Origin of the sequence: Streptomyces sp. NPDC096152, from assembly GCF_044763235.1 — a bacterium.
Taxonomy (GTDB): domain Bacteria; phylum Actinomycetota; class Actinomycetes; order Streptomycetales; family Streptomycetaceae; genus Streptomyces.
In genome coordinates this window covers 71346-92549 of record NZ_JBIWFW010000002.1, presented here as the reverse complement: position 1 = coordinate 92549, position 21204 = coordinate 71346, and the positions used below count along the sequence as shown (strand labels likewise).

Genomic DNA, 21204 nt, shown 5'->3' with positions numbered 1-21204 from the left:
AGGGTCCTGTCCCACATGTGGGACAGGACCCTCGCCTGCGACGTCCGCCTCCGCCCTCGGGGCGGGGCTCCCGTCGGGACGACAGGATTTGAACCTGCGACCCCTTGACCCCCAGTCAAGTGCGCTACCAAGCTGCGCCACGTCCCGGTGCGCTCGTGCGGTGCTCCGCGTGAACGTCCAGGTGAACCCTATCGTACGGGGGCGGGTGCCCCCGCTCGCCCGGTGCGGCGCGTCCCGGCGGGGGCTCACCGGTCCGCCTTCCCGCCGGTCGCCGGTCGGCGGTCGGCGGATGCGTGCCGGAGGGCCCGCCGCCGGTCGTTCCCCTCCAACGGCCGACGGCGGGCGAAGGAGTGCCGGACGGAGGGGGCCGGCCGCGGCGGGACGACCCCAACCCGGCGGCGTGCTCCCTCGGTTCACCCGACACCCGTGGCGCCTCGGGTACCCCGTTCTCACCGCGTCGCACCGCCACCACGGCATCGTGTTCCCCGCGTCGCGGGGGCGGTGGCGGTCAGCCGGTGGTGAGCAGTTCCTGTCGCGCACCGCCCTGCGCGGGCCGCTTCGCCGAGCGCAGGGCGGCGACGCCGATGAGGACCTGCCACCTGTGCGCGCTCCGCCCGCGCGTCAGCCGGCGGGCGATCGCGGCGGCATGTTGTACGGCGTCACCACCTGGATCGCGGACGGCAGCGTCGGCCCGGCGGGCGGCAGGGCGCCGTGGGCGCGCATCACGAGACGGCAGGCCTCGCGCATGTCCTGGCGCAGGTCGTGGTGGAGGACGGCGGACAGGCGGTGCTCGCGCAGCAGGCGCGTGTTGTCGTGGTCGAGGTCGTGCGCGACGAACACCGCGCAGGTACGGCCGAGGTCGTCGAAGGCCCGCAGGGTGGCGATGTTGCCGCCGCCGATCGAGTAGACCGCGCGGATCTCCGGGTCCCGTTCCAGGGCGGCCCGCACGAGGTCGTACTGCGTGGCGTCCAGGCCCTGCCCCTCGGCGATCTCCACCAGTGCGCGCCGCGGATGGCGGGCGCGCATGGCGCCCCGGAACCCCATCTCGCGCTCCTCCTCGTTGCGGAAGAAGCCGCTGCTGAGGCTGGTGAGGATGTTGCCGGGCCGGTCGCCGAGCCACTGGCCCATCAGATACGCGGCCGTCGCGCCCGCCGCCCGGTTGTCGCTGCCGACGTAGGCGAGCCGGGCGCTCGCGGGCAGGTCGGTGACCAGGGTGACCACCGGGATCCCGGCCGCGACCAGCCGGCCGACGGCGGCGGTGACCTCCGGGACGTCCGGCGCCTTGAGGATCACGCCCTGCGAGCCGCGCCGGGCGATCCGGTCCAGGGTGCCGACCTGCTCCCGCACCGGACCGGTCTCCCGGAAGTGGAACCGGGAGCGCACCACGGCCGGGTGCAGGGAGGGCAGTTCGGCCTCCAGGGCGGCCCGTACGGCGGTGGTGAAGCGCTCCGGCGCCTGCATCACGATGTCGACCATGAACGTGCGGCCGACGAGCCGGACCTGGGTGCGCTGCCGGTCCAGGTCGGCGATGGCCCGGCGCACCTCCCGCGCGGTGTTCTCCCGCACTCCGCCCCGGCCGTTGAGCACACGGTCGACGGTGGCCTCGCTCAGACCGGCCTGACGCGCGATCTCGCGGATCGGGAACGGGTGGCCCATGGCAGGCTCCTTGAGGGTTGCCTTGAGGGGTTTTTGACGGCCGTGTACTGGTTGTTCGAGGGGTTTGTACGGACAAGAATGACAGGGCCGCGTCCACCCCGTGCCCGGTTCCGGGAGCACGTCCACCGCGACCGGGCCGCCGTGACCGAAGGGACGACGATGTCCCGGCTCCCGCGTCTCCCCCGCCCGCGCACCAAGCCGCACCGCACCGCACCGCACCAAGGAGCTGGACCTGATGCGCATCGGAATCCTCGGCCTCGGCCGTATCGGCGCCTTCCACGCCGAGACCCTCTCCGGACTCGACGCGGTCGAGTCGCTCGTCGTCGCCGACCCGCTGGCGGGCGCCGCCAAGGCGGCCGCCGGGCGGTTCGGGGCCGAGGCCGCCGACTCGCCCGAGGCCGTGCTGGCCGCCGGGGTGGACGGCATCGTCGTGGCGGCCGCCACGGACGCCCACCCCGCCCTGATCGTCGCCGCCGTCGAGGCCGGCGTGCCCGTCTTCTGCGAGAAGCCCGTGGCCCGCACCATGCGGGAGGGCGTTCAGGTGCTGAAGGCCGTCGAGGGCCGCGGTGTACCGGTCCAGATCGGATTCAACCGCCGCTTCGACGCCGGTTTCGCCGCCGCCCGCGCGGCCGTGCGGCGCGGCGAACTGGGCGCGCTGCACACCGTACGGTCGACCACCCTGGACCCGGCGCCGCCGCCCGCCGGGTACATCGCCTCCTCCGGCGGCATCTTCCGCGACTGCTCGGTGCACGACTTCGACGTCATCCGCTGGGTGACCGGCCGCGAGGTGACCGAGGTGTACGCCGTCGGCGGCAACCGGGGCGCCGGATACATCCGGGACGCGGGCGACGCCGACACCACCGGCGCGGTCCTGACCCTCGACGACGGCACGATCGCCGTGGTCTCCAACAGCCGCCACAACGGCCGCGGTTACGACGTCCGGATGGAACTGCACGGCTTCGACGACTCGATCGCGGTCGGCCTCGACGACAAGCTGCCGCTGCGCTCCGCCGAACCGGGGGTCGCCTTCCCGGCCGGCACTCCGCACGACTTCTTCATGGACCGCTTCGCCGAGGCCTACCGCGCCGAACTCACCGCCTTCACCGAGGTCGTGGCCGGGCGTCTGCCCTCGCCGTGCACGGTCGCGGACGCACTGGAGGCCGGCTGGATCGCGGAGGCGTGCACGCGGTCGCTGCACGAGCACCGCCCGGTGCGCGTCGAGGAGGTACGCGCCGGCTGACCCCGGACGCACGCACGCGGCCGCGGGCTCACCTCGCGGCGGGCTGCGCCGGCAGGTTGAAGACGTGCCCCGGGGCGACGATCTTCGTGATCGCCTCGCCGAAGAGGGTGCTCGGCTCGTTGCCCCGGTAGTCGATGTCGGTGTTCAGCAGGACCACGAGGGTCGCCCGCGCGGAGGGCAGGTAGACGGTCAGCGACTCATAGCCCGGCAGGGAGCCGTTGTGGCCGATCCAGCCCTGGACGTCGAAGATGCCGAGGCCGTAGCCGGCACCGGGGATCGGGGTGGGCGGCGTGGTGAGCCGCTGCCTCTGCGTGGCGGGGCTGATGAGCGTACGGCCGTCGGGCAGCACACCGGTGGCCACCGTGCGCGCCCAGATGCGCATGTCGTCGAGGTTCGAGATCATCGCGCCGGCCGCCCAGCCCCAGGAGGGGTTCCAGTCGGCCGTGTCGGCGATCTTCCCGTCGGCGGTCTGGTCGGTGTAGCCCTGCGCGTGCGGCCGCGGGAACTCCGCGCCGGCCGGGAAGAGGGTGTGGTCCAGGCCCGCCGGGTCGAGGACGTGGGCGCGGATGAAGTCCGCCAGCGGCAGACCGCCTGCCTGCTCGACGACCAGGCCGAGCAGGATGAGGTTGGTGTTGCTGTAGTCGAACTTCTGCCCGGGCGGGAAGAGCACGGGGTGCTTGAAGGAGTAGGCGAGCAGTTCCTGCGGGGTGAACGGCCGCTGCGGGTCGGAGGTGAGGGCCTTGAAGAAGCCCTCGTCGTTGGAGTAGTTGTAGAGCCCGCTGCGCATCCCGGCCAGTTGGCGCAGGGTGATGGTGTCGCCGTTCGGCACGCCGTGGACGTACTTGCCGATCGGGTCGTCCAGGCCGACCTTGCCCCGGTCTACCAGCTCCAGCAGGGCCGTGACGGTGAACGTCTTGGTCTCGCTGCCGATCCGCATGTACAGGTCCGGTGTCATCGGCCGGCCGGTGCTCTTGTCGGCGACGCCGAACGACTTCACGTACTGCCCCTGGCCCGGTGTCCAGAGCCCCACGGTGACGCCGGGCACGTTCGCCTGCCGCATGACCTGCCGCACGGCCTGGTCGATCTGGCGGGCCACGCCGGGGGTGAGGGTGCGTAAGCCGGTGCCGGTGGGGGTCGGTCCCGGTGGGGTGGGGGCGGTGACGGGGCCGTGGACGGGCGCGGGGGCCGCGGTGGCGGGTCCGCCGGTGAACGGCAGGACGAGCGTCCCCGCGACGGCCGCGGCCGTGGTCGCCCTGCGCAGTCGTGTGCACGCGTGCCTCATGGACGAACTCCCAGCACATGCGGACGCTACCCGCTCCCGTCGTGGACGGGGGCGGGACGGACGACGGGCGTCCGTCCGCGGCGGACGCCCCTCTGGACCGGCCATGACACGGGCGCGCATCTGCTGTCACACAGACCTCACGACCCGACTCGTTCAGCATAGGAGCGCCCCCGCCCCACCGCCTGCCGACGCCCGTCGGCGCATTCAGCACCGGTCAGCGGTGTCGGCGCCGGTCAGCGGTGTCCGCGCCCGTGCGCGCGCCCGCCGAGGGACATGCGGCGGCTACGCGCCCCGCCAGACGTTCGCGAAGGCCGCGTCCTCGATGGCCCGGCGCTGGCGCACCGCCTCCAGCTCCATCAGCGCGTCGTGGACGGCGGCGAGCACGGTGAGGACCGTGTCGTCGGACACCTCCGCCCCGGCCGTGCGGTCCGGCTCCTCTCGGATGCCCACCGCCGCCGCGAGGGCGCCGAGCACCGGCTCCTCCGCGGCCCAGCGAGCCGCCGCCCGCCGCCGCTCGTCGGTGTCGGCGAGCACCGCGCGCACCCCGCCGAAGGGCATCCAGCGGCTGCGCTGCCAGCTCAGCAGGCCTTCCCGCTCCAGCGCCGTCAGGTACGCCGTCGACAGCTCGCGGCCCCGTCGCCAGAGCCAGTCCTCGAGCCTCTCGTACGGCGCCTCGCGCACCAGCGAGGCGGCGGCCTCGTCCAGCATCGGGTCGCCCAGGCGCGGCCTCAGCCGCGGCACGACGCGTTCGCCGTCCAGCGCGAGCACCTCGGCCCGCACGAGGTCGACGGCCTCGGCTCCGGCGAGCGCGAGCGAGAGTTCGCCCTGCCGCACGGGCCGCTTCTCGCCGGCGTCCAGGACGACGATCATCAGGTCCCGCGGTGTGCTCATGAGGGCTCCCCGTGGTAGTGGCGCCGGAACGGACCCGCCGCGTCCGGCACCGGGGAAGCGGTGCGGGCCGGGACGGAAGCGCTCCCTGATCCTCATCGTACGACCGCCGCCGTACGGGGCCGGTGAGGCCGTTCACGGGCGGTGCGGCGGCGCTGCCCGGCTCCGTGCGGATTGCTTCCGCACGCCGAACGTCGGGTAGCCAACGGACAGTCACTGAAGAGGAGTTGATGTGCTGCGTTTACATCTGACCCCGGCCGACATGGTGCGGGTCCGGGTCGTCGTACTGGGCCCGCTGGCCGAATGCCAGATGAGCCTGGCGGCGCTCCAGGAGCGCGGGGCCGGTGCCCCGCTGGGCGGCTGGCGGGCCGACAGCCTGCGCCGGCTGTCGGCCGACGCGCGCGCGTTCGCCCGGGCCGCGGCCACTCCCTGGGGGCATCTGGACCTCTACACCCTGGTGGGCCCGGTCGGCGACGTGGCCGAGGGAGTGGACCGGCTGCTCACCCACGGGGCGGGGCTGCGTGCGGAACTCTCCTTCTACCCGCCCAAGTTCTCCAAGCAGTTCCCGCCCTGGCTGCTGGACGGGTTCGACGGCCGCCGGGACGCCTCGCGCCGCCTGGCGGACGCTGTGACGGCGGCCTACGAGAGCACGGTGGCCCCCTACTGGAGCCGGATCCAGGCCCTGCTCACCACCGAGCAGTCGGCCGCAGGCCAGCTGCTGACCCGGCACGGCGTGCACGGGCTGCTGGAGTCCCTGCGCCCCTGGGCCCGCTGGGAGCCGCCCGTCCTGGAGATCGCGTACCGCACCTGGTCCGGGCGCGAGACGTACCACCTGAGCGGAGACGGCATCGCCCTGGCGCCGTCCTTCTTCTGCCGCCGCCCCCAGGTGTACCTGCCCGCCGAGGGCGGCGAGATCCTCGTCGTGCATCCGGTGGCCCGCGAGCCGCTCGTCACCGCGCAGGTTCTGCGACAGGCCGGTGAGGGACCGGGCAAGGCCCTCGCGGCTCTGCTCGGGCGCACGCGGGCCGCAGTGCTGGAGGTCGTGCAGGAGGGAGCGACCACGGGCGAGATCGCCGGGCGGCTGGGGGTGGCGCCGGCGACCGCCAGCGAGCACACCGGCGCGCTGCGGGCGGCGGGGCTGCTCACCTCCCATCGCGAGGGCCAGCGGGTTCGGCACAGCCTCACACCGCTGGGCCTGGGCCTGCTACAGGGCGCCGGCTGACGCCCTTTCGGCCCCGCCGCGGAAGCCGCGTGCCGTCCCTCGGCCGCCGCACCTTTTCGGCGCGGACCGAAAAGGTGGTCCGCCGCGCCGGCCCCCTGCCATCGTCGTTCGCGCCGGGCACCACGGACGGGGCGTGTGTGATGAGGGGGAAACGTGCGGTCCCACGAACACTTGCAGGGCACAGGAGCGCGCTGGAGGACGACGGCCGCCGCGGCGGCGGCCGTCCTCACCTTCACCGGCGCCGTCGGCTGCGCGGCCGACGGCGACGGCGGCGGGCACGTGCGGGCCGCCCGGGGGCAGCAGGGGCCGGTACGCGAACCGACCGCGTCGGAGGAGGCCCTCCTCGACCGGGCCGAGAAGGTGCTCATCAAGACCTGCATGGCGAAGGCCGGCTTCCGCTTCTGGGTCGCGGGAGTGCCGGACCCCGAGGAGCGCGAGGGCCAGGGGTACGTCATCGACGACGTGGCGTGGGCGAGGAAGCACGGCCTCGGGGGGCAGTTCGAGCGGGACGCCGCGAAGGCGCGGCGCGACGGCCCGAACGCGACCTATGTGCGGACCCTGTCGGTGAAGCGGCGAACCGACTACAACAAGGCGCTCGCCGGCAGCCCGGCGCAGGGGACGCTGTCCGTCCGTCTGCCCGGGGGCGGCACGGTGGGCACCCCGCGCCACAGTTGCCGGACCGCGGCGGAGGACGAGCTCTACGGGGACTTCCCGAGGTGGTTCCGGGTCTCCACGATCGCCGCGAACCTGACCCCGCTGTACGTGCCGGACCTGCTCGCGGACCGGCGTTTCGGGAAGGCGGTCCGGGCCTGGTCGGCCTGTATGCGCGGCCGGGGACTGCGCTACACGGACCCGGCCGGGATCCGCAGGGAGCTGCCCGCACTCACCGGGGGGCTGAGCGACGCACGGGCCCACGCCGTGGAGGTGCCGCTGGCGGTCGCGGAGGCGACGTGTGCCCGCGCCAGCTCCCTCGCGGACACGGCCCGCAGACTGGAGAGCGAGTACCGCGCCAGGCGGACGGCCCGGTACGACGCGGACGTGACGGCCTGCCGCCGGATGCAACTGGCCGCGCTGGCACGCGCGAGGCGGATCACCGGGGCGACGGCCTGACGGCTCCGACCGGCGGGGCACAGGCCCACCGCCCCGTCCTGCTCCGTTCCCGCTCCTCGTCCCCGCTCCTCGTCCCCGCTCCTCGTCAGCCGCTCCCCTTTCCCGTTTCCCGTTTCCCATGACTTCCGTGGCCGCGGAGCCGCGGAACATCCCATCAGCACTGCCTGAATCAGGAGGACACGTGCGTAAATGGTTGGCCGCACCGGCGGCATTCGGCATCGCGCTCCTGGGGGTACTCCTCCCCACCGGCACCGCGCAGGCCTCGACGGCCTGCGACAATGCCTGGCACAACATGCCGGCCGGATCCATGAGGGCCTACGAGAACGTCAGTTGTGGTGGGACCATGCTCGGCCAGACGGCGGGTGACGACTCCGACTGGGGCAACAGCCTGGGAGCCTTCCAGGGCAGCGACACCAACAGGGCGAGCTCCGTCCTCAACGCGGGCACGTACGACACGTCGTACACCGCCGTCGAGTTCCTGAACGGGACCGGCACGGACTGGGGCGGCGGCTACACCTGCCTCAAGCGGAGCGAGTACTACGCCGACAACCTGACCGACGACTACTTCACCAGCGGCTACAACGTGAACGACGCCATCAGCTCGCACCGTTGGCTCCCGCCGAGCTCGTGCTCCACGTTCCTGACGTGAGCTGAGCCGGCCGCCGCCACGACGCGTCCCGGGCCCGCCCGTACCGGCGGGCCCGGGACGCCTGTGCGCGGGCGGCCGGTCAGGCGCCGCAGGAGCGCAGGAACCTGCGGGTGCGTACGGCGATGGGCAGCGGCCTGTCCGGCTCGCACGGGTACATGTCCTGCTCGACGATGGCGAACAGCTCCACTCCGAGCTTCTGCGCGGCGGCCAGGACGGGTTCCAACTCCGGTACACCCGAAGGGGGTTCGCACATCACCCCGCGCTGGACCGCCGGCCCGAACGGCACTCCGTTCGCCACCACGTCGGCGAGGATCCCCGGGTCGACCTGCTTGAGGTGCAGATAGCCGATGCGTTCGCCGTAGGTCTCGATCAGCTTGACGCTGTCGCCGCCGCAGTAGGAGTAGTGCCCGGTGTCCAGGCAGAGGCCGACCAGGTCGGCGTCGGTGGAGTCCAGGAAGCGCTCGACGTGCGCCTCGGTGTCGATGTGGGTGTCGGCGTGCGGGTGGACGACGATGTCGAGGCCGTAGGTCTCCTTGACCTCGCGGCCGAGCCGTTCCATGCCGGTGGTCAGGTGCGCCCACTGCTCGGCCGTCAGCTCCGGCGGCTCCAGGATCTCGGCGGTCTTGTCGTCGCGCCAGAAGGACGGGATGACGACGAGGTGCCTCGCGCCCATGGCCTGGGTGAGGGCGGCGACCTGGCCGACGTGCTCCCAGGTGGACTCCCAGACGGCCGGACCGCGGTGCAGGCCGGTGAAGACGGTGCCCGCCGAGACCTTCAGGTTCCGCCGGCGCACCTCGTCGGTCAGGCGGACCGGGTCGGTCGGCAGATAGCCGTACGGGCCGAGCTCGATCCAGGAGTAGCCGGCCTCGGCGACCTCGTCGAGGAAGCGTTCCCAGGGCACCTGGCGGGGGTCGTCGGGGAACCAGACGCCCCAGGAGTCGGGGGCCGAGCCGACCCGGATGCGGTCCAGCGCGGGGGTCATGTCAGGTCTTCCCTTCGCCAGTGGCCGGTGCGGGTGCGGTGAGGTCCCGCTCCTCGGGGAGCCCGTCGACGTCGACGCCCCGGACCTGGGCCAGTTCGTGCTTGAGCGCGGCGAGTTCGGCGCCGCCGGCCATGTGGTTGGTCAGCTCCTCCAGGCCGATCTCGCTGCGGTCGGCGCTGAGTTCGAGGGTGCCCAGGCGCAGCACGCTGAAGTGGTCGCCGACCATGTAGGCGTGGTGCGGGTTGTGGGTGATGAAGACGACGCCGAGGCCGCGGTCGCGGGCGGCGGCGATGTACTTCAGCACCACCCCGGACTGCTTGACGCCGAGGGCGGCGGTCGGCTCGTCGAGGATGAGGACGCGGGCGCCGAAGTGGACGGCGCGGGCGATGGCCACGCACTGGCGCTGGCCGCCGGAGAGGGTGCCGATCGGCTGCTCCAGGTCGTTCAGGACGATGCCCATGTTGCGCAGTTCCTCGTCCGCGGTCCGCTTCATCCGGGCGATGTCCAGGCGGCGGATCGGCCAGGGGCCCTGGGTCAGCTCAGAGCCGAGGAAGAAGTTGCGCCACACCGGCATGAGCGGCACGGTCGCCAGGTCCTGGTAGACGGCGGCGATACCGCGGTCGAGGGCCTCGCGCGGGGTGGAGAAGCGCACCGGCTCGCCGTCCACGAGGAACTCGCCCTCGCTGTGCTGGTGCAGCCCGGAGATGATCTTGATGAGGGTGGACTTGCCGGCGCCGTTGTCGCCGAGCACGCAGGTCACCCTGCCGGGACGGACGGCCAGGTCGACGCCGTGCAGGGCGCGGATGTTGCCGTAGGACTTGCCGGCGCCGCGCAGCTCGACGACGGGCCGCTCCTGGTCGGACGCGGTGCCGGCGAGGCCCGTGCCGTGGGTTGCCGCTTCGTGGCTGGTCATGTCGGTCACCTCCGGGTCGCCGTGCGCTGGACCCACAGATTGATGAGGACGGCGCCGAGCAGCATCACGCCTAGGAACGCCTTGAACCAGTCGGGGTTCCAGCCCGCGTAGACGATGCCCTGGTTCACCATGCCGAACATGAAGGCGCCGAAGACCGGCCCGATCGCGGAGCCGGAACCGCCGGTGAGCAGACAGCCGCCGATCACCGCCGCTGCGATGTAGATGAGCTCCTGGCCGACGCCCTCGCCGGACTGCACGGTGTTGAACGAGAAGAGCTGGTGCATGCCGACGAACCAGGCGCCGAAGCCGACCAGCATGAACAGCGAGATCTTGGTGAAGGTCACCGGGACGCCGACCGCGCGGGCACTGTCCTTGTTGCCGCCGACCGCGAAGACCCAGTTCCCGTACTTGGTGCGCAGCAGGACCCAGGTGGCCAGCGCGGCGAAGACCAGCCACCACACCACGGTGATCTTCACCTGCACCCCGCCGACGTCGAACGACGACGCGAAGAGCGCCCTGGCCTGGTCGAAGCCGTCCATGGTGCTGATGTCGTCGGTGGCGACGTTGCCGGTGATCGTCTTGGTGACCGCGAGGTTCACACCTTGCAGGATGAGGAAGGTGCCGAGGGTGACGAGGAAGCTCGGCAGCCCGGTCCTCACGAGCATCCAGCCGTTGAGCGCGCCGACGCCGAGCGACACCGCCAGGGCGACGACCACACCCGTCCAGACGTTCAGGGTGAGCTGGTAGCTGAGCATGCTCGCGGTGAGCGCCGAGGTGATCACGGCGACACCGGCCGAGAGGTCGAACTCGCCGCCGATCATCAGCAGGGCGACCGGCAGCGCCATGATCCCGATGGTGGACGACTGGTAGAGGATCGTCGCCATCGAGCTGCCCTGGCGGACCGAGGGCGCCGCGGCCAGGAAGAAGACGAACACCGCGACGGCGCCGAGGAAGACGCCGACCTCGGGCCGGGCGAGCAGCCGGAGCGCCAGGGGGCGCCGGGCGGTGCGGCCGTCGGCCTGCTCGGCGCCGGGAGCCGGCGGTGTGCCCACCGCCGGCTCGGCCTGCTGGGTCATACGGATCACCGGGTGCCCTTCGCGGCGAACCGGGCGACCTTGTCGACGTTGGACTTGTCCACGAAGGCCGGGCCGGTGAGCACCGGCTGCACACCGCCGCCGCTGTAGTTGCCGTTGTTCTTGTAGAGCCACAAGGAGTCGACCGCCAGGTAGCCCTGGAGGTAGGGCTGCTGGTCGACGGCGAACTGGATGTCGCCCTTCTGGATGGCCTTCGTCAGCTGCGGGTTGAGGTCGAAGGTGGCGATCTTCGCCTTGCCGCCCGCCTCGGCCACCGACTGCACCGCGGTCAGCGCGAAGGGTGCGCCAAGGGTGACGACGTAGTCGATGCCGCTGTCCTGCTTCAGCTTGGCCGTGATCGTGGACTGCACGGACGGCATGTCGGTGCCGTTGACGTAGAGGGTCTGGACGGTGCCCTTGAACGTCTTCTTGACGCCGTCGCAGCGCTGGTTCAGGCCGATGTTGCCCTGCTCCTGGATCACGCAGACGGCCCTCTTCGCGCCCACCTCGTTCAGCCTGGTGCCGAACGCCTCGCCCGCCACGGACTCGTCCTGCCCGAAGAACTCCGTCAGGCCGAGCTTCTTCCAGTCGCTGACGCCTGAGTTGAGGCCGACCACCGGTATCCCGGCGCTGGTGGCCTTGCCGATGACGCCCTTCATCGCGTCCGGCTTGGCCAGGGTGACCGCGATGCCGTCGACCTTCTGGTCGATGGCGTTCTGCACCATGTTGGCCTGGATGCCGGCGCTGGGGTCGGCGGAGTAGACGAGCTTGACGTTGTCCTTGGCGGCGGCGGCCTCGGCGCCCTTGCGCACGATGTCCCAGAAGGTGTCGCCGGGCGCCTGGTGGGTGACCAGCGCGACCGTCATCCGGGGCGTGGTGGCCTTGCCCGCGGAGGCGGCGCCCCCGCCCTCCTCGGCCTTCTTGCCCCCGGAGCCGCTGGAGCAGCCGGCGAGGGTCAGGGCCGCCGCCGCGGCGACGGCCGCGGCGGGAAGGAGTCGGCGGGAGCGAGAAGAGCGGTCCATCTTTCCTGCACCTCACTGTGCGACGGGGGAAGGCAAGAGATCGGGAGGATCCGGGGCCCGGATCCGTCCGGACCCGGGTCGTGCGGCGTGAAGACGGTGGTGCGCTGGGACGGGATCCAATCCCCTGCCGCGTCCGCTGTCAATACTTTGTCAAGACATTATTTCACGCACAGGTCCGAATGTAAGTACAAACTATTGACACTGCGGCCCCGGGGACCTACATCTGGGAGTCGGCGGACCCTCGGGATCCGCGACTCCACCGTCGCAGCGGGCCCTGGGATCCGCACCCCCGGAACAGTTCGAGGAGCGTCGCGCATGGCCGGTTCACCCGATACCTTCGACCTGATCACGATGGGCCGCATCGGAGTCGATCTCTACCCGCTCCAGACGGGCGTACCCCTGGCACGGGTGGAGACCTTCGGCAAGTTCCTCGGCGGTTCGGCCGCCAACGTCGCCGTCGCCGCGGGCCGGCTCGGCCGCTCCACCGCCCTGATCACCCGCACGGGCGACGACCCCTTCGGCGCCTTCCTGCACGAGGCGCTGCGGGAGTTCGGGGTCGACGACCGCTGGGTCACGCCGGTCGGCGACCTTCCCACCCCCGTCACGTTCTGCGAGATCTTCCCGCCGGACGACTTCCCGCTGTACTTCTACCGCCGGCCCAAGGCCCCCGACCTGGAGATCCACCCCGGGGAGCTGGACCTGTCCGCCGTCCGCGCGGCCCGTGTCTTCTGGATCACCGGCACCGGACTGAGCGAGGAGCCGAGCCGCTCCGCCACGCTCGCCGCGCTCCGGGCCCGCGACCGGGCGGGTGCCACCGTCTTCGACCTCGACTGGCGGCCGATGTTCTGGACCGACCCCGGCCAGGCCCGCCCGCACTACGCCGAGGCGCTGCGGCACGCCACGGTGGCGGTCGGCAACCTCGACGAGTGCGAGATCGCCACCGGCCTGCGCGAGCCCTGGGCCTGCGCCGAGGCGCTGCTCGCGGCCGGGGTGGAGCTGGCCGTCGTCAAGCAGGGCCCGAAGGGGGTCCTGGCGGTGCACCGCGACGGCACCCGGGCCGAGGTGCCGCCGGTGCCCGTGGAGGTCGTCAACGGGCTCGGCGCCGGAGACGCCTTCGGCGGCGCGCTCTGCCACGGACTGCTGTCCGGCTGGGACCTGACGGCGGTCCTGCGCTACGCCAACGCGGCCGGCGCCATCGTGGCCTCCCGCCTCGCCTGCTCCTCCGCGATGCCCACCGGGGCGGAGGTCGACGACCTCCTCGCGCGAGCCACTGCCTGAACGGAGCTTCGCCTTGACCCTCAGCATCCCCGATCTGACGACGGTCAGAGCCCGGCATCCCGAGGCCGTCGCCGAGGCGGCGGCACGCCGGGTGCGCCGCCCGCTGATCGGCGCCGGCGGCCGGCTGATGATCGTGGCCGCCGACCATCCCGCGCGCGGCGCGCTCGGCGTCGGCAGCCGGGGACTCGCCATGGCCAACCGCGCCGACCTGCTGCGGCGCCTGTGCGTGGCGCTGTCGCGGCCCGGCGTCGACGGGGTGCTCGCCACCGCGGACATCCTGGAGGACCTGCTGCTGCTCGGCGCGCTGGACGGCAAGGTCGTCATGGGCTCCATGAACCGCGGGGGTCTGGCAGGCTCGTCCTTCGAGATGGACGACCGCTTCACCGGCCACCGCGCCCGCGACCTCGCCCGGCTCCGCTTCGACGCGGGCAAGCTGCTGCTGCGCATCGACTACGACGACCCCGGCTCGCTCGCCACGCTGGAGTCCGGCGCCCGCGCCATAGACGAGATGGCCGAGCTGCACCTGCCGGTCTTCGTCGAGCCCTTCCTCTCCCGCCGTACGGGCGGTGGGGTACGCAACGACCTGTCGGCCGAGGCCGTCACCCGCTCCATCGCCATCGCCTCGGGCCTGGGCGGCACCTCCGCCTACACCTGGCTGAAGCTGCCCGTCACCGAGGACGCGGACGACATGGCCGAGGTACTGGCGACCTCCACGCTGCCCGCCGTGCTGCTCGGCGGGGAGGTCGGCGACGACCAGGAGGCCGCCTACGAGCGGTGGCGCAAGGCCCTCAGACTCCCCACCGTCCAGGGCATGGTCGTGGGCCGCTCGCTGCTGTACCCCGCCGAGGGCAGTGTGGAGCAGGCGGTCGACACGGCCGTGGGCCTGTTGTGACGGGCCCGACGTGACAAGGAGGCATTCCCGATGACCGGCACCAGCCCCTACCACCTGCCCGCGGGCCGGGCCCGGACCGGCCCCTACGCCGTGGACGTCGGCCCCGAGTCGGCCGGCTGGGGCCACTCCGCCCTGCGCGTGCTGGAGCTGCCGCCGGGCGGCTCGCACACCTTCGGCACCGGCGACGGCGAGTGGATCGTGCTGCCGCTGAACGGGGGCTGCACGGTGGCCGCTTCCGACGAGTTCGGCCACGACACCTTCGAACTCACCGGCCGCGCGAACGTGTTCGACGCCGTCAGCGACTTCGCCTACGTGCCGCGCGACGCCCGTACGACCGTCTCGTCCGCCGGCGGCGGGCGGTTCGCGCTCGCCGGCGCGCGCTGTGCCCGCCGTCTGCCCGCCCGCTACGGGCCCGCCTCGGGCGTCCCGGTGGAGCTGCGCGGCACGGGCGAGTGCAGCCGCCAGGTGAACAACTTCGGCGCGGCCGGGGTGTTCGAGTGCGACAAGCTGATCGCGGTCGAGGTGATCACGCCGGGCGGCAACTGGTCGTCCTTCCCGCCCCACAAGCACGACGAGCACCGCCCCGGCGAGGAGTCCGTCCTGGAGGAGATCTACTACTTCGAGTTCGCCGCCCACGAGGGCACACCCGGCCTCGGCTACCAGCGGGTCTCCCCCTCCGGGCGGGGCCGGGGCACCGACGTGCTGGCCGAGGTGCGCGACGGCGACGTGGTGCTGATCCCGGACGGCTGGCACGGGCCGTCGATGGCGGTGCCCGGCCACCACATGTACTACCTCAACGTCATGGCGGGTCCGGAGGCCGAGCGCGCCTGGCTGATCCGCGACCACCCCGACCACGCGTGGATCCGCGACACCTGGCCCGGCCGTCCGGTCGACCCCCGCCTGCCGCTCTACGACGCGCCCGTCGTGTCCCCGCCGTCCTCCGCGCCCGGCGCCTCCCCTTCCGCTCCGTCGTCCCAGTGAGGTAACCGATGTCCCCGATGAGCCGGCCGCCCCGGCCGAGCCGCGCGACGCACCGCCTGACCGTCGCCCAGGCACTGGTCCGCTTCCTCGCCGCCCAGTACACCGAACGGGACGGTGTGCGGCACCGGTTGATCGCCGGCACCTGGGGCATCTTCGGCCACGGCAACGTGGCGGGTGTCGGCCAGGCGCTGCTGGAGGCCGGCGAGGAGGTGATGCCGTACCACCAGGGCCGCAACGAGCAGGCGATGGTGCACGCGGCGGTCGGGTACGCCCGTCAGCGGGGCCGCCTGTCCACGCAGGCCGTCACCACCTCCATCGGACCCGGCGCCACCAACCTCGTCACCGGGGCCGCGCTCGCGACGATCAACCGGCTGCCGGTGCTGCTGCTGCCCGGGGACTACTTCGCCACCCGCGCCGCCGACCCGCTGCTCCAGCAGCTGGAGCACCCGGTGGCGGCGGACGTTTCGGTCAACGACGCGCTGCGCCCGGTCTCGCGCTGGTTCGACCGCGTCACCCGCCCCGAGGCGCTGATCCCCTCCGTGCTGGCCGCGGTACGGGTCCTCACCGACCCCGCCGAGACCGGCGCGGTCACCCTCGCGCTGCCGCAGGACGTGCAGGCCGAGGCGTACGACTGGCCGGTGGAGTTCTTCGCCGAGCGTGTGTGGCGGATCCGGCGCCCCGCCCCCGACCCGGTCGAGCTCGCCGAGGCGGCCCGCGCGATCCGGGCCGCGTCCCGGCCGCTGATCGTCGCGGGCGGCGGTGTCCACCACAGCGAGGCCGAGGACGCGCTGAAGGCCCTGGTGGACGCCACCGGCGTGCCGGTCGCCTCCACCCAGGCGGGCAAGGGATCGCTGCGCCACGACCACCCCGCCGACCTCGGCGGCATCGGCCACACCGGGACGGCGGTCGCCGACGCGGTCGCCCGCGGCGCGGACCTGGTCATCGGCGTCGGAACCCGCTACACGGACTTCACCACGGCCTCCGGCACGCTCTTCGGACGGCCGGACGTCCGCTTCGTCAACCTCAACATCGCCCCGTCCGACGCGTACAAGATGGCTGCCGCGACCCTCGTGTGCGACGCGCGGGCCGGCCTGGAGGCGCTGGCCGGGCAGCTCGCCGGGCACCGCGTCGACGCCGCCTACGAGGCGGAGTACCGGGCGGGCAGGGAGAGCTGGGAGCGGGTGGTCGAGGCCGCCTTCCGCGCCGGAGACGACAGTGCCGTACCGACCCAGACGCAGGTCCTCGGCGCGCTGGACGCGGTCGTCGGCGACGAGGACGTGGTGATCAACGCGGCCGGCTCGCTCCCCGGCGACCTGCACAAGCTGTGGCGGGCCCGCTCGCCGCGCCAGTACCACGTGGAGTACGGCTACTCCTGCATGGGCTACGAGATCCCGGCCGGCATCGGCGTCCAGCAGGCGGCGCCGGAGGCGGTGGTGTGGTCACTGGTCGGCGACGGCACCTATCTGATGATGCCGACCGAGATCGTCACGGCCGTCCAGGAGCGGCTGCCCGTCAACCTGGTCCTGGTGCAGAACCACGGGTACGCCTCCATCGGCGGCCTGTCGGAGTCGGTGGGCGGCGAGCGCTTCGGCACCGCCTACCGGCACCGGGCCGCCGACGGCACCTTCACCGGCGCCCCGCTCCCGGTCGACCTGGCCGCGAACGCCGCCAGCCTCGGCATGGACGTCCTGCGCGCCAAGACGGTGGGGGAACTGCGCGAGGCCCTCGCCGCGGCCCGCGCCTGCGACCGCCCGACCTGCGTGTACGTGGAGACCGACCCGGCGCCGACCGCTCCCCCGGCCGAGGCCTGGTGGGACGTTCCGGTGGCCGAGGTGGCCGCCCGCGAGGCCGCCGTCGCGGCCCGCGCGCGCTACGACCGCGAGGTCGCCGCACGCCGCCGTCCCCTGTGAACCGTTACCGTACGTTTCCGGCCACGGACCGTGACCCCCGGCAAAGACCTTGTGGGGCCGCGGAGAACACCGCGTGAACGTCCGCAGAAGCATCAACCGGATGGTAATCATCCGGTTCGCGCGGCGACTATCAAGGAGTGCGTGAGTATCTCCCGCAGGAAACTGATCGTCGGGGCCGCGAGCGCGGCCGCGGCCATGACCGCCCCTCTCGCCACGGAGGGACTGGCCGAAGCAGGTCAGACCCCGCTCTCCACCTCGGGGACGTCCTCGCTTCCGGCGCCCAAGGACTCGGGGATCGACCACATCGTCGTGGTGATGATGGAGAACCGTTCCTTCGACCACTACCTGGGCTGGCTCCCGGGCGCCGACGGCAGGCAGTCCGGGCTGAAGTACACCGACCGCGACGGCGTCGCCCACGCCACCCACCACCTGGACACCGCCCAGGGCTGCCAGTACAACGACCCGGACCACAGCTACGAGGGCGGGCGGATCGAGTACAACGACGGCCGCTGCGACGGCTGGCTGCGGGCCGGCACCAACGACGAGTTCTCCATCGGCTACTACCAGCCCGAGGACCTCGACTTCTACGGCAGGGCCGCCCCCGCCTGGACGGTCTGCGACCGCTACTTCTCGGCGATCATGGCCGAGACGTACCCCAACCGCTTCTACCAGCACGCCGCGCAGACCGACCGCATCCACAACTCCACGGACACCTCCACGCTGCCCACCATCTGGGACCGTCTCGCCGACGCGGGCCTGAAGGGCAAGTACTACTACCACGACGTGCCGTTCACCGCGCTGTGGGGCACCAAGCTCCTCGGGATCTCGAACCCGTACGCGGACTTCCTCACCGACTGCGCCGCCGGCACCCTGCCCCAGGTCTCCTTCGTCGACCCCAAGTTCCTCGACGAGGGCAGCGGCACCTCCGCCGACGACCACCCGCACGGCGACATCCGCGCGGGGCAGTACTTCCTCAACGAGGTCTACCACGCCGTCACCAAGAGCCCCGCCTGGTCGCGGACCCTGCTGGTGATCAACTACGACGAGTGGGGCGGCTTCTTCGACCACGTGGCGCCCTCCACCGCCCCCGACGCCCACCCCGACTGGGGCCTGCGCGGCTTCCGCACGCCCTGCCTGGTGGTCTCCCCGCGCGCCAGGCGCGGGTACGTCGCGCACGGCGTCTACGACCACACCTCGGTCCTGAAGGCCATGGAGTGGCGCTGGAACCTGCCCTCCCTCACGCCTCGCGACGCCGCGGCGAACAACATCGCCGAGGTGCTCGACTTCACCAGCCCGCCCAGCCTCGACGCCCCGCAGTGGTCGGTGCCCCCCGTCGTCGGCCAGCCCTGCGCGCCGGCCGTGGCACCCGACTACGAGGAGTGGCGCAAGCTGCGCGACAAGGCCCAGTCCCTCGGATGGAAGCTCCCCTCATGAAGCACCGCCTCAGCCGCGGCACCCGCCGCCTCATGATCCTGGTCGCCGCGTTCACCGCCCTCCTCGCGGCCGGCGGCGGCACGCTGGCGGCGATGCAGGCCGAGGCCGCGCCCGCAGCGAACCCCGGTCACGTCTTCGTGATCAACCTGGAGAACAAGGGGTACGACGAGACCTGGGGCCCCGACTCCAAGGCGCCGTACCTCAGCAAGACCCTGCGCTCCCAGGGCGTGCTGCTGTCGCAGTACTACGGCATCGGCCACAACAGCCTGACCAACTACGTCGCCCAGATATCCGGGCAGGGCCCCAATCCGGACACCCAGGCCGACTGCCAGACCTTCGCGCCGTTCGTCCAGACCGGCACCGCCGACCCGGGCCAGGCCGTGGGCCGGGGCTGCGTCTACCCCTCCGGCGTGAAGACGCTGGCCGACCAGATGGACTCCTCCGGGCACAGCTGGAAGGGCTACATGGAGGACATGGGCACCCCGTGCCGCCACCCCGCGGTCGGCGCGGTGGACGACACGCAGAAGGCCGAGGTGGGCGACCAGTACGCCACCCGCCACAACCCGTTCATGTACTTCCACTCGGTCATCGACCAGCAGGACGGCTGCGCCCGGCACGTCGTCGACCAGTCCCAGCTCGGCACGGACCTGCAGACCACCGCCACGACGCCCGACCTGAGCTACATCACGCCCGACTTGTGCGACGACGGCCACGACTCCCCCTGCGTGGACGGCCGTCCGGGCGGGCTGGCATCCGCCGACGAGTGGCTGAAGAAGTGGGTCCCGGCCATCACCTCGTCCCCGGCCTTCAAGAAGGACGGCATGCTGGTGATCACCTTCGACGAGTCGGACGGCCCCGACAAGGACTCCAGCGCCTGCTGCGGCGAGGGCCCGTCGCCCAACTCCCCGCTGCCCGGCATCACCGGCCTCGGCGGCGGCCGTACGGGCGCGCTGGTGCTCTCCCCCTTCACCAAGGGCGGCACCTGGAGCAGCACGCCGTACAACCACTACTCGCTGCTCGCCAGCATCGAGGACCGGTTCAACCTCCCGTACCTGGGATACGCCGGGCAGAAGGGCCTCAGCCGGTTCGGCACGGACGTGTTCAACGCCGCGAACTGACGGCACGCCCGGGCGGTCCCCCACCGGCCCGGGAACAAGCGAAACGCGCGGTGCGCTGCGGCCGGTGACGGCCCGTCAGCGCACCGCGCGCTGTTCAGGACTTGTTCCAGGTCAGGCTGACGTGCAGCACCGGAAGCCGGGACGGTCTCGTGTGCGTGTGGCGGGCCGACACCGGTCAGCCGCTGCTCCAGATCGAGCACAGGCGCGCGGTGAACGCCGTGGCCTTCTACCCGGACGGCCGGTTCCTCGCGAGCGCGGGTGAGGACAAGGTCGTCCGCAGCACCCGGCTCCCCGAGGCCGGATGAGGTGACGGCGCGCGAGAAGCGCGAGAACCGGAGGACCGCCGCGTCCGGCAGGCCTGTTCACTCGCGGGAGGCGGGGTCGGCGTAGCGCAGCAGCACGCCCACGCCCTCGCTCAGCCCCAGCTCCCGCTCGGACACCAGGACCAGTTCGGCCCTCGTGCCGACGAGGGCACGGACCAGCGCCGCGTCGGCCCGTTCCTCGCGGGCCTCCCTTATGCCGTAGGAGCGCAGTTCCTGTTCCGTGAGGGCCACTTGGCCGGGTTCAGGACCGGCCCACAGGCGGAACGGCGACTCCGGGTGGTCGCTGAGGAAAAGGGCCTTGACCCGGCCGCGTTGCAGCGCGGACACGGCCGCGGCGAGGCCTTCCGCGGACGCTCCGCCTCGGGCCCGCTCCGCGAGGAAGGCATCCAGGAGCGCCCGGTCGTGAGCGGCCATGCGGCCTTCGAAGAGGCCCTCCAGGTGCCGCTCCAGCAGGGCCCGCCCCGGCTGGGACTCACCGGCGGCCTCGACGGTGGTGACCTGCCCGCGCAGGCCGGCCGGAAGCCGGTTGACGAGGATGCCGCGGGCCCAGAGGTCTCCGGCGACGACCACCGTCTCCACGTCGATGCGCCGGGCGTGGCCTTCCAGCTCCCGGCCGACCTCTCCGGCGGCGCGCGTCCAGTCGGCCACCGGGATCTCCTCGTCCAGGCGGAGGCCCGGCGTGACCTTGGTCAGCGGCCACGTGCCCGCTTCGGCCTCGATGCGCAGGGTGCCGGTGGCGTCCGTGGAGTGGCGGCCGCCGTAGTGCACGTGAACCGCGAGGTACGGGATTCCGGGCGCGTGCTGGACGATCAGCGGCATGGTGTCCGGCAGGGTTCCGAAATGCGCCGTGCTCCGGTCGGGCGGGAGGGGCAGCTCGTCCAGCAGGGCCAGGCGTCCGTGCGCGGTGAACACGGCCTGACCGTGGGTACCGGGGACGTCCGCGTCGCTGCCCACCGCGCCCGCCACCGCGGTGAGGGAATCCCGGTCCGCCCCCTCGGACAGCAGATCGTCCCGAAGACGCCGCCAGCGCAGTCGTACGGCGGATTCGGGGTCCTCGACGGCGGCGTCGCGCGAGGTGTCCAGATAGACGGACGCGAAGGGACCGGGCTCCTTGTACAGAGGTTCGAGGAAGGACAGTCTCATGGTCACTCCCGAGTGCGCTGTCGGCGCCACGAGCCGCACGCCCGGGACGCCGCCGTATCGAGACACGTTCGGTCGCGTGCCGCGTCTC

General features: G+C 72.6%; 19 protein-coding genes and 1 tRNA gene. 11 read left to right on the top strand and 9 right to left on the bottom strand.

Annotation, left to right across the window (positions count from 1 at the left end):
* Positions 1 to 73: 73 nt before the first annotated feature.
* Both ACIQ9G_RS05950 and ACIQ9G_RS05945 read right to left on the bottom strand, forming a co-directional pair.
* Positions 74 to 147: transfer RNA gene (locus ACIQ9G_RS05950), tRNA-Pro, on the bottom strand.
* A gap of 474 nt (positions 148 to 621) precedes the next feature.
* Complete coding sequence (locus ACIQ9G_RS05945) at positions 622 to 1656, bottom strand: LacI family DNA-binding transcriptional regulator (protein WP_403606958.1); 1035 nt, start codon at positions 1654 to 1656, stop codon at positions 622 to 624.
* A 235-nt stretch (positions 1657 to 1891) separates the two neighbouring features.
* Between ACIQ9G_RS05945 and ACIQ9G_RS05940 the strand changes: the two genes are divergently transcribed.
* Positions 1892 to 2896: a Gfo/Idh/MocA family oxidoreductase gene (locus ACIQ9G_RS05940; protein WP_403606956.1), complete on the top strand. Its 1005-nt coding sequence runs from the start codon at positions 1892 to 1894 to the stop codon at positions 2894 to 2896.
* A gap of 28 nt (positions 2897 to 2924) precedes the next feature.
* Here ACIQ9G_RS05940 and ACIQ9G_RS05935 read toward each other — a convergent pair whose 3' ends face one another.
* Positions 2925 to 4178: a serine hydrolase domain-containing protein gene (locus tag ACIQ9G_RS05935; RefSeq protein WP_403606954.1), complete on the bottom strand. Its 1254-nt coding sequence runs from the start codon at positions 4176 to 4178 to the stop codon at positions 2925 to 2927.
* Positions 4179 to 4460: 282 nt separating this feature from the next.
* Complete coding sequence (locus tag ACIQ9G_RS05930) at positions 4461 to 5069, bottom strand: GPP34 family phosphoprotein (protein WP_403606952.1); 609 nt, start codon at positions 5067 to 5069, stop codon at positions 4461 to 4463.
* A 229-nt stretch (positions 5070 to 5298) separates the two neighbouring features.
* Between ACIQ9G_RS05930 and ACIQ9G_RS05925 the strand changes: the two genes are divergently transcribed.
* The 3 genes from ACIQ9G_RS05925 to ACIQ9G_RS05915 all read left to right on the top strand — a co-directional run bounded on the left by ACIQ9G_RS05925 (position 5299) and on the right by ACIQ9G_RS05915 (position 8047).
* Entirely contained in the window at positions 5299 to 6288 is a 990-nt protein-coding gene (locus ACIQ9G_RS05925; RefSeq protein WP_403606950.1) for an ArsR/SmtB family transcription factor, read from the top strand.
* A 153-nt stretch (positions 6289 to 6441) separates the two neighbouring features.
* A complete protein-coding gene (locus ACIQ9G_RS05920; protein ID WP_403606948.1) occupies positions 6442 to 7398 on the top strand; it encodes a hypothetical protein in 957 nt (318 codons plus the stop codon).
* 181 nt (positions 7399 to 7579) lie between these two features.
* Positions 7580 to 8047, top strand: coding sequence for a hypothetical protein (locus tag ACIQ9G_RS05915; RefSeq protein WP_403606946.1), 468 nt, complete (start codon positions 7580 to 7582; stop codon positions 8045 to 8047).
* 79 nt (positions 8048 to 8126) lie between these two features.
* Here the strand turns inward: ACIQ9G_RS05915 and ACIQ9G_RS05910 are convergent, their stop codons facing one another.
* From ACIQ9G_RS05910 to ACIQ9G_RS05895, 4 genes are read right to left on the bottom strand one after another with little or no spacing between them, the layout of a single operon-like run.
* Positions 8127 to 9029 carry a sugar phosphate isomerase/epimerase family protein gene (locus ACIQ9G_RS05910; protein ID WP_403606944.1) on the bottom strand — a complete coding sequence of 301 codons (903 nt, stop codon included), beginning with the start codon at positions 9027 to 9029 and terminating at the stop codon, positions 8127 to 8129.
* Position 9030: 1 nt separating this feature from the next.
* Entirely contained in the window at positions 9031 to 9942 is a 912-nt protein-coding gene (locus ACIQ9G_RS05905; protein ID WP_403606942.1) for an ATP-binding cassette domain-containing protein, read from the bottom strand.
* A gap of 5 nt (positions 9943 to 9947) precedes the next feature.
* Positions 9948 to 11024 (bottom strand): ABC transporter permease, encoded by a 1077-nt coding sequence (locus ACIQ9G_RS05900; protein ID WP_403607902.1) that lies wholly within the window; start codon positions 11022 to 11024, stop codon positions 9948 to 9950.
* Positions 11024 to 12037, bottom strand: coding sequence for a sugar ABC transporter substrate-binding protein (locus ACIQ9G_RS05895; RefSeq protein ID WP_403606940.1), 1014 nt, complete (start codon positions 12035 to 12037; stop codon positions 11024 to 11026). Before ACIQ9G_RS05895 ends, ACIQ9G_RS05900 begins: the two co-directional genes overlap by 1 nt.
* A 315-nt stretch (positions 12038 to 12352) precedes the next feature.
* Here ACIQ9G_RS05895 and iolC point away from each other — a divergent pair, with 315 nt between their 5' ends.
* From iolC to ACIQ9G_RS05860, 7 genes are all read left to right on the top strand, one after another.
* Entirely contained in the window at positions 12353 to 13315 is a 963-nt protein-coding gene (gene iolC, locus ACIQ9G_RS05890) for a 5-dehydro-2-deoxygluconokinase (RefSeq protein WP_403606938.1), read from the top strand.
* A 13-nt stretch (positions 13316 to 13328) separates the two neighbouring features.
* Positions 13329 to 14207 carry a deoxyribose-phosphate aldolase gene (locus ACIQ9G_RS05885; protein WP_403606936.1) on the top strand — a complete coding sequence of 293 codons (879 nt, stop codon included), beginning with the start codon at positions 13329 to 13331 and terminating at the stop codon, positions 14205 to 14207.
* A 30-nt stretch (positions 14208 to 14237) separates the two neighbouring features.
* Positions 14238 to 15188 carry a 5-deoxy-glucuronate isomerase gene (gene iolB, locus ACIQ9G_RS05880; RefSeq protein ID WP_403606934.1) on the top strand — a complete coding sequence of 317 codons (951 nt, stop codon included), beginning with the start codon at positions 14238 to 14240 and terminating at the stop codon, positions 15186 to 15188.
* Between the two features lie 8 nt (positions 15189 to 15196).
* Complete coding sequence (gene iolD, locus ACIQ9G_RS05875; protein WP_403606932.1) at positions 15197 to 17098, top strand: 3D-(3,5/4)-trihydroxycyclohexane-1,2-dione acylhydrolase (decyclizing); 1902 nt, start codon at positions 15197 to 15199, stop codon at positions 17096 to 17098.
* Positions 17099 to 17239: 141 nt separating this feature from the next.
* Positions 17240 to 18532: an alkaline phosphatase family protein gene (locus tag ACIQ9G_RS05870; protein ID WP_403606930.1), complete on the top strand. Its 1293-nt coding sequence runs from the start codon at positions 17240 to 17242 to the stop codon at positions 18530 to 18532.
* Positions 18529 to 19650: an alkaline phosphatase family protein gene (locus ACIQ9G_RS05865; protein ID WP_403606928.1), complete on the top strand. Its 1122-nt coding sequence runs from the start codon at positions 18529 to 18531 to the stop codon at positions 19648 to 19650. Before ACIQ9G_RS05870 ends, ACIQ9G_RS05865 begins: the two co-directional genes overlap by 4 nt.
* Before the next feature lie 101 nt (positions 19651 to 19751).
* Complete coding sequence (locus ACIQ9G_RS05860; protein WP_403606926.1) at positions 19752 to 19955, top strand: WD40 repeat domain-containing protein; 204 nt, start codon at positions 19752 to 19754, stop codon at positions 19953 to 19955.
* 57 nt (positions 19956 to 20012) lie between these two features.
* Here the strand turns inward: ACIQ9G_RS05860 and ACIQ9G_RS05855 are convergent, their stop codons facing one another.
* Complete coding sequence (locus tag ACIQ9G_RS05855) at positions 20013 to 21116, bottom strand: hypothetical protein (RefSeq protein WP_403606924.1); 1104 nt, start codon at positions 21114 to 21116, stop codon at positions 20013 to 20015.
* Between the last annotated feature and the right edge of the window lie 88 nt (positions 21117 to 21204).

Coding starts and splice junctions, on each gene's coding strand:
- ACIQ9G_RS05945 (WP_403606958.1), bottom strand. CDS start 1,656: ATGGGCCACCCGTTCCCGATCCGCGAGATCGCGCGTCAGGCCGGTCTG.
- ACIQ9G_RS05940 (WP_403606956.1), top strand. CDS start 1,892: ATGCGCATCGGAATCCTCGGCCTCGGCCGTATCGGCGCCTTCCACGCC.
- ACIQ9G_RS05935 (WP_403606954.1), bottom strand. CDS start 4,178: ATGAGGCACGCGTGCACACGACTGCGCAGGGCGACCACGGCCGCGGCC.
- ACIQ9G_RS05930 (WP_403606952.1), bottom strand. CDS start 5,069: ATGAGCACACCGCGGGACCTGATGATCGTCGTCCTGGACGCCGGCGAG.
- ACIQ9G_RS05910 (WP_403606944.1), bottom strand. CDS start 9,029: ATGACCCCCGCGCTGGACCGCATCCGGGTCGGCTCGGCCCCCGACTCC.
- ACIQ9G_RS05905 (WP_403606942.1), bottom strand. CDS start 9,942: ATGACCAGCCACGAAGCGGCAACCCACGGCACGGGCCTCGCCGGCACC.
- ACIQ9G_RS05895 (WP_403606940.1), bottom strand. CDS start 12,037: ATGGACCGCTCTTCTCGCTCCCGCCGACTCCTTCCCGCCGCGGCCGTC.
- iolC (WP_403606938.1), top strand. CDS start 12,353: ATGGCCGGTTCACCCGATACCTTCGACCTGATCACGATGGGCCGCATC.
- iolB (WP_403606934.1), top strand. CDS start 14,238: ATGACCGGCACCAGCCCCTACCACCTGCCCGCGGGCCGGGCCCGGACC.
- iolD (WP_403606932.1), top strand. CDS start 15,197: ATGTCCCCGATGAGCCGGCCGCCCCGGCCGAGCCGCGCGACGCACCGC.
- ACIQ9G_RS05865 (WP_403606928.1), top strand. CDS start 18,529: ATGAAGCACCGCCTCAGCCGCGGCACCCGCCGCCTCATGATCCTGGTC.
- ACIQ9G_RS05855 (WP_403606924.1), bottom strand. CDS start 21,116: ATGAGACTGTCCTTCCTCGAACCTCTGTACAAGGAGCCCGGTCCCTTC.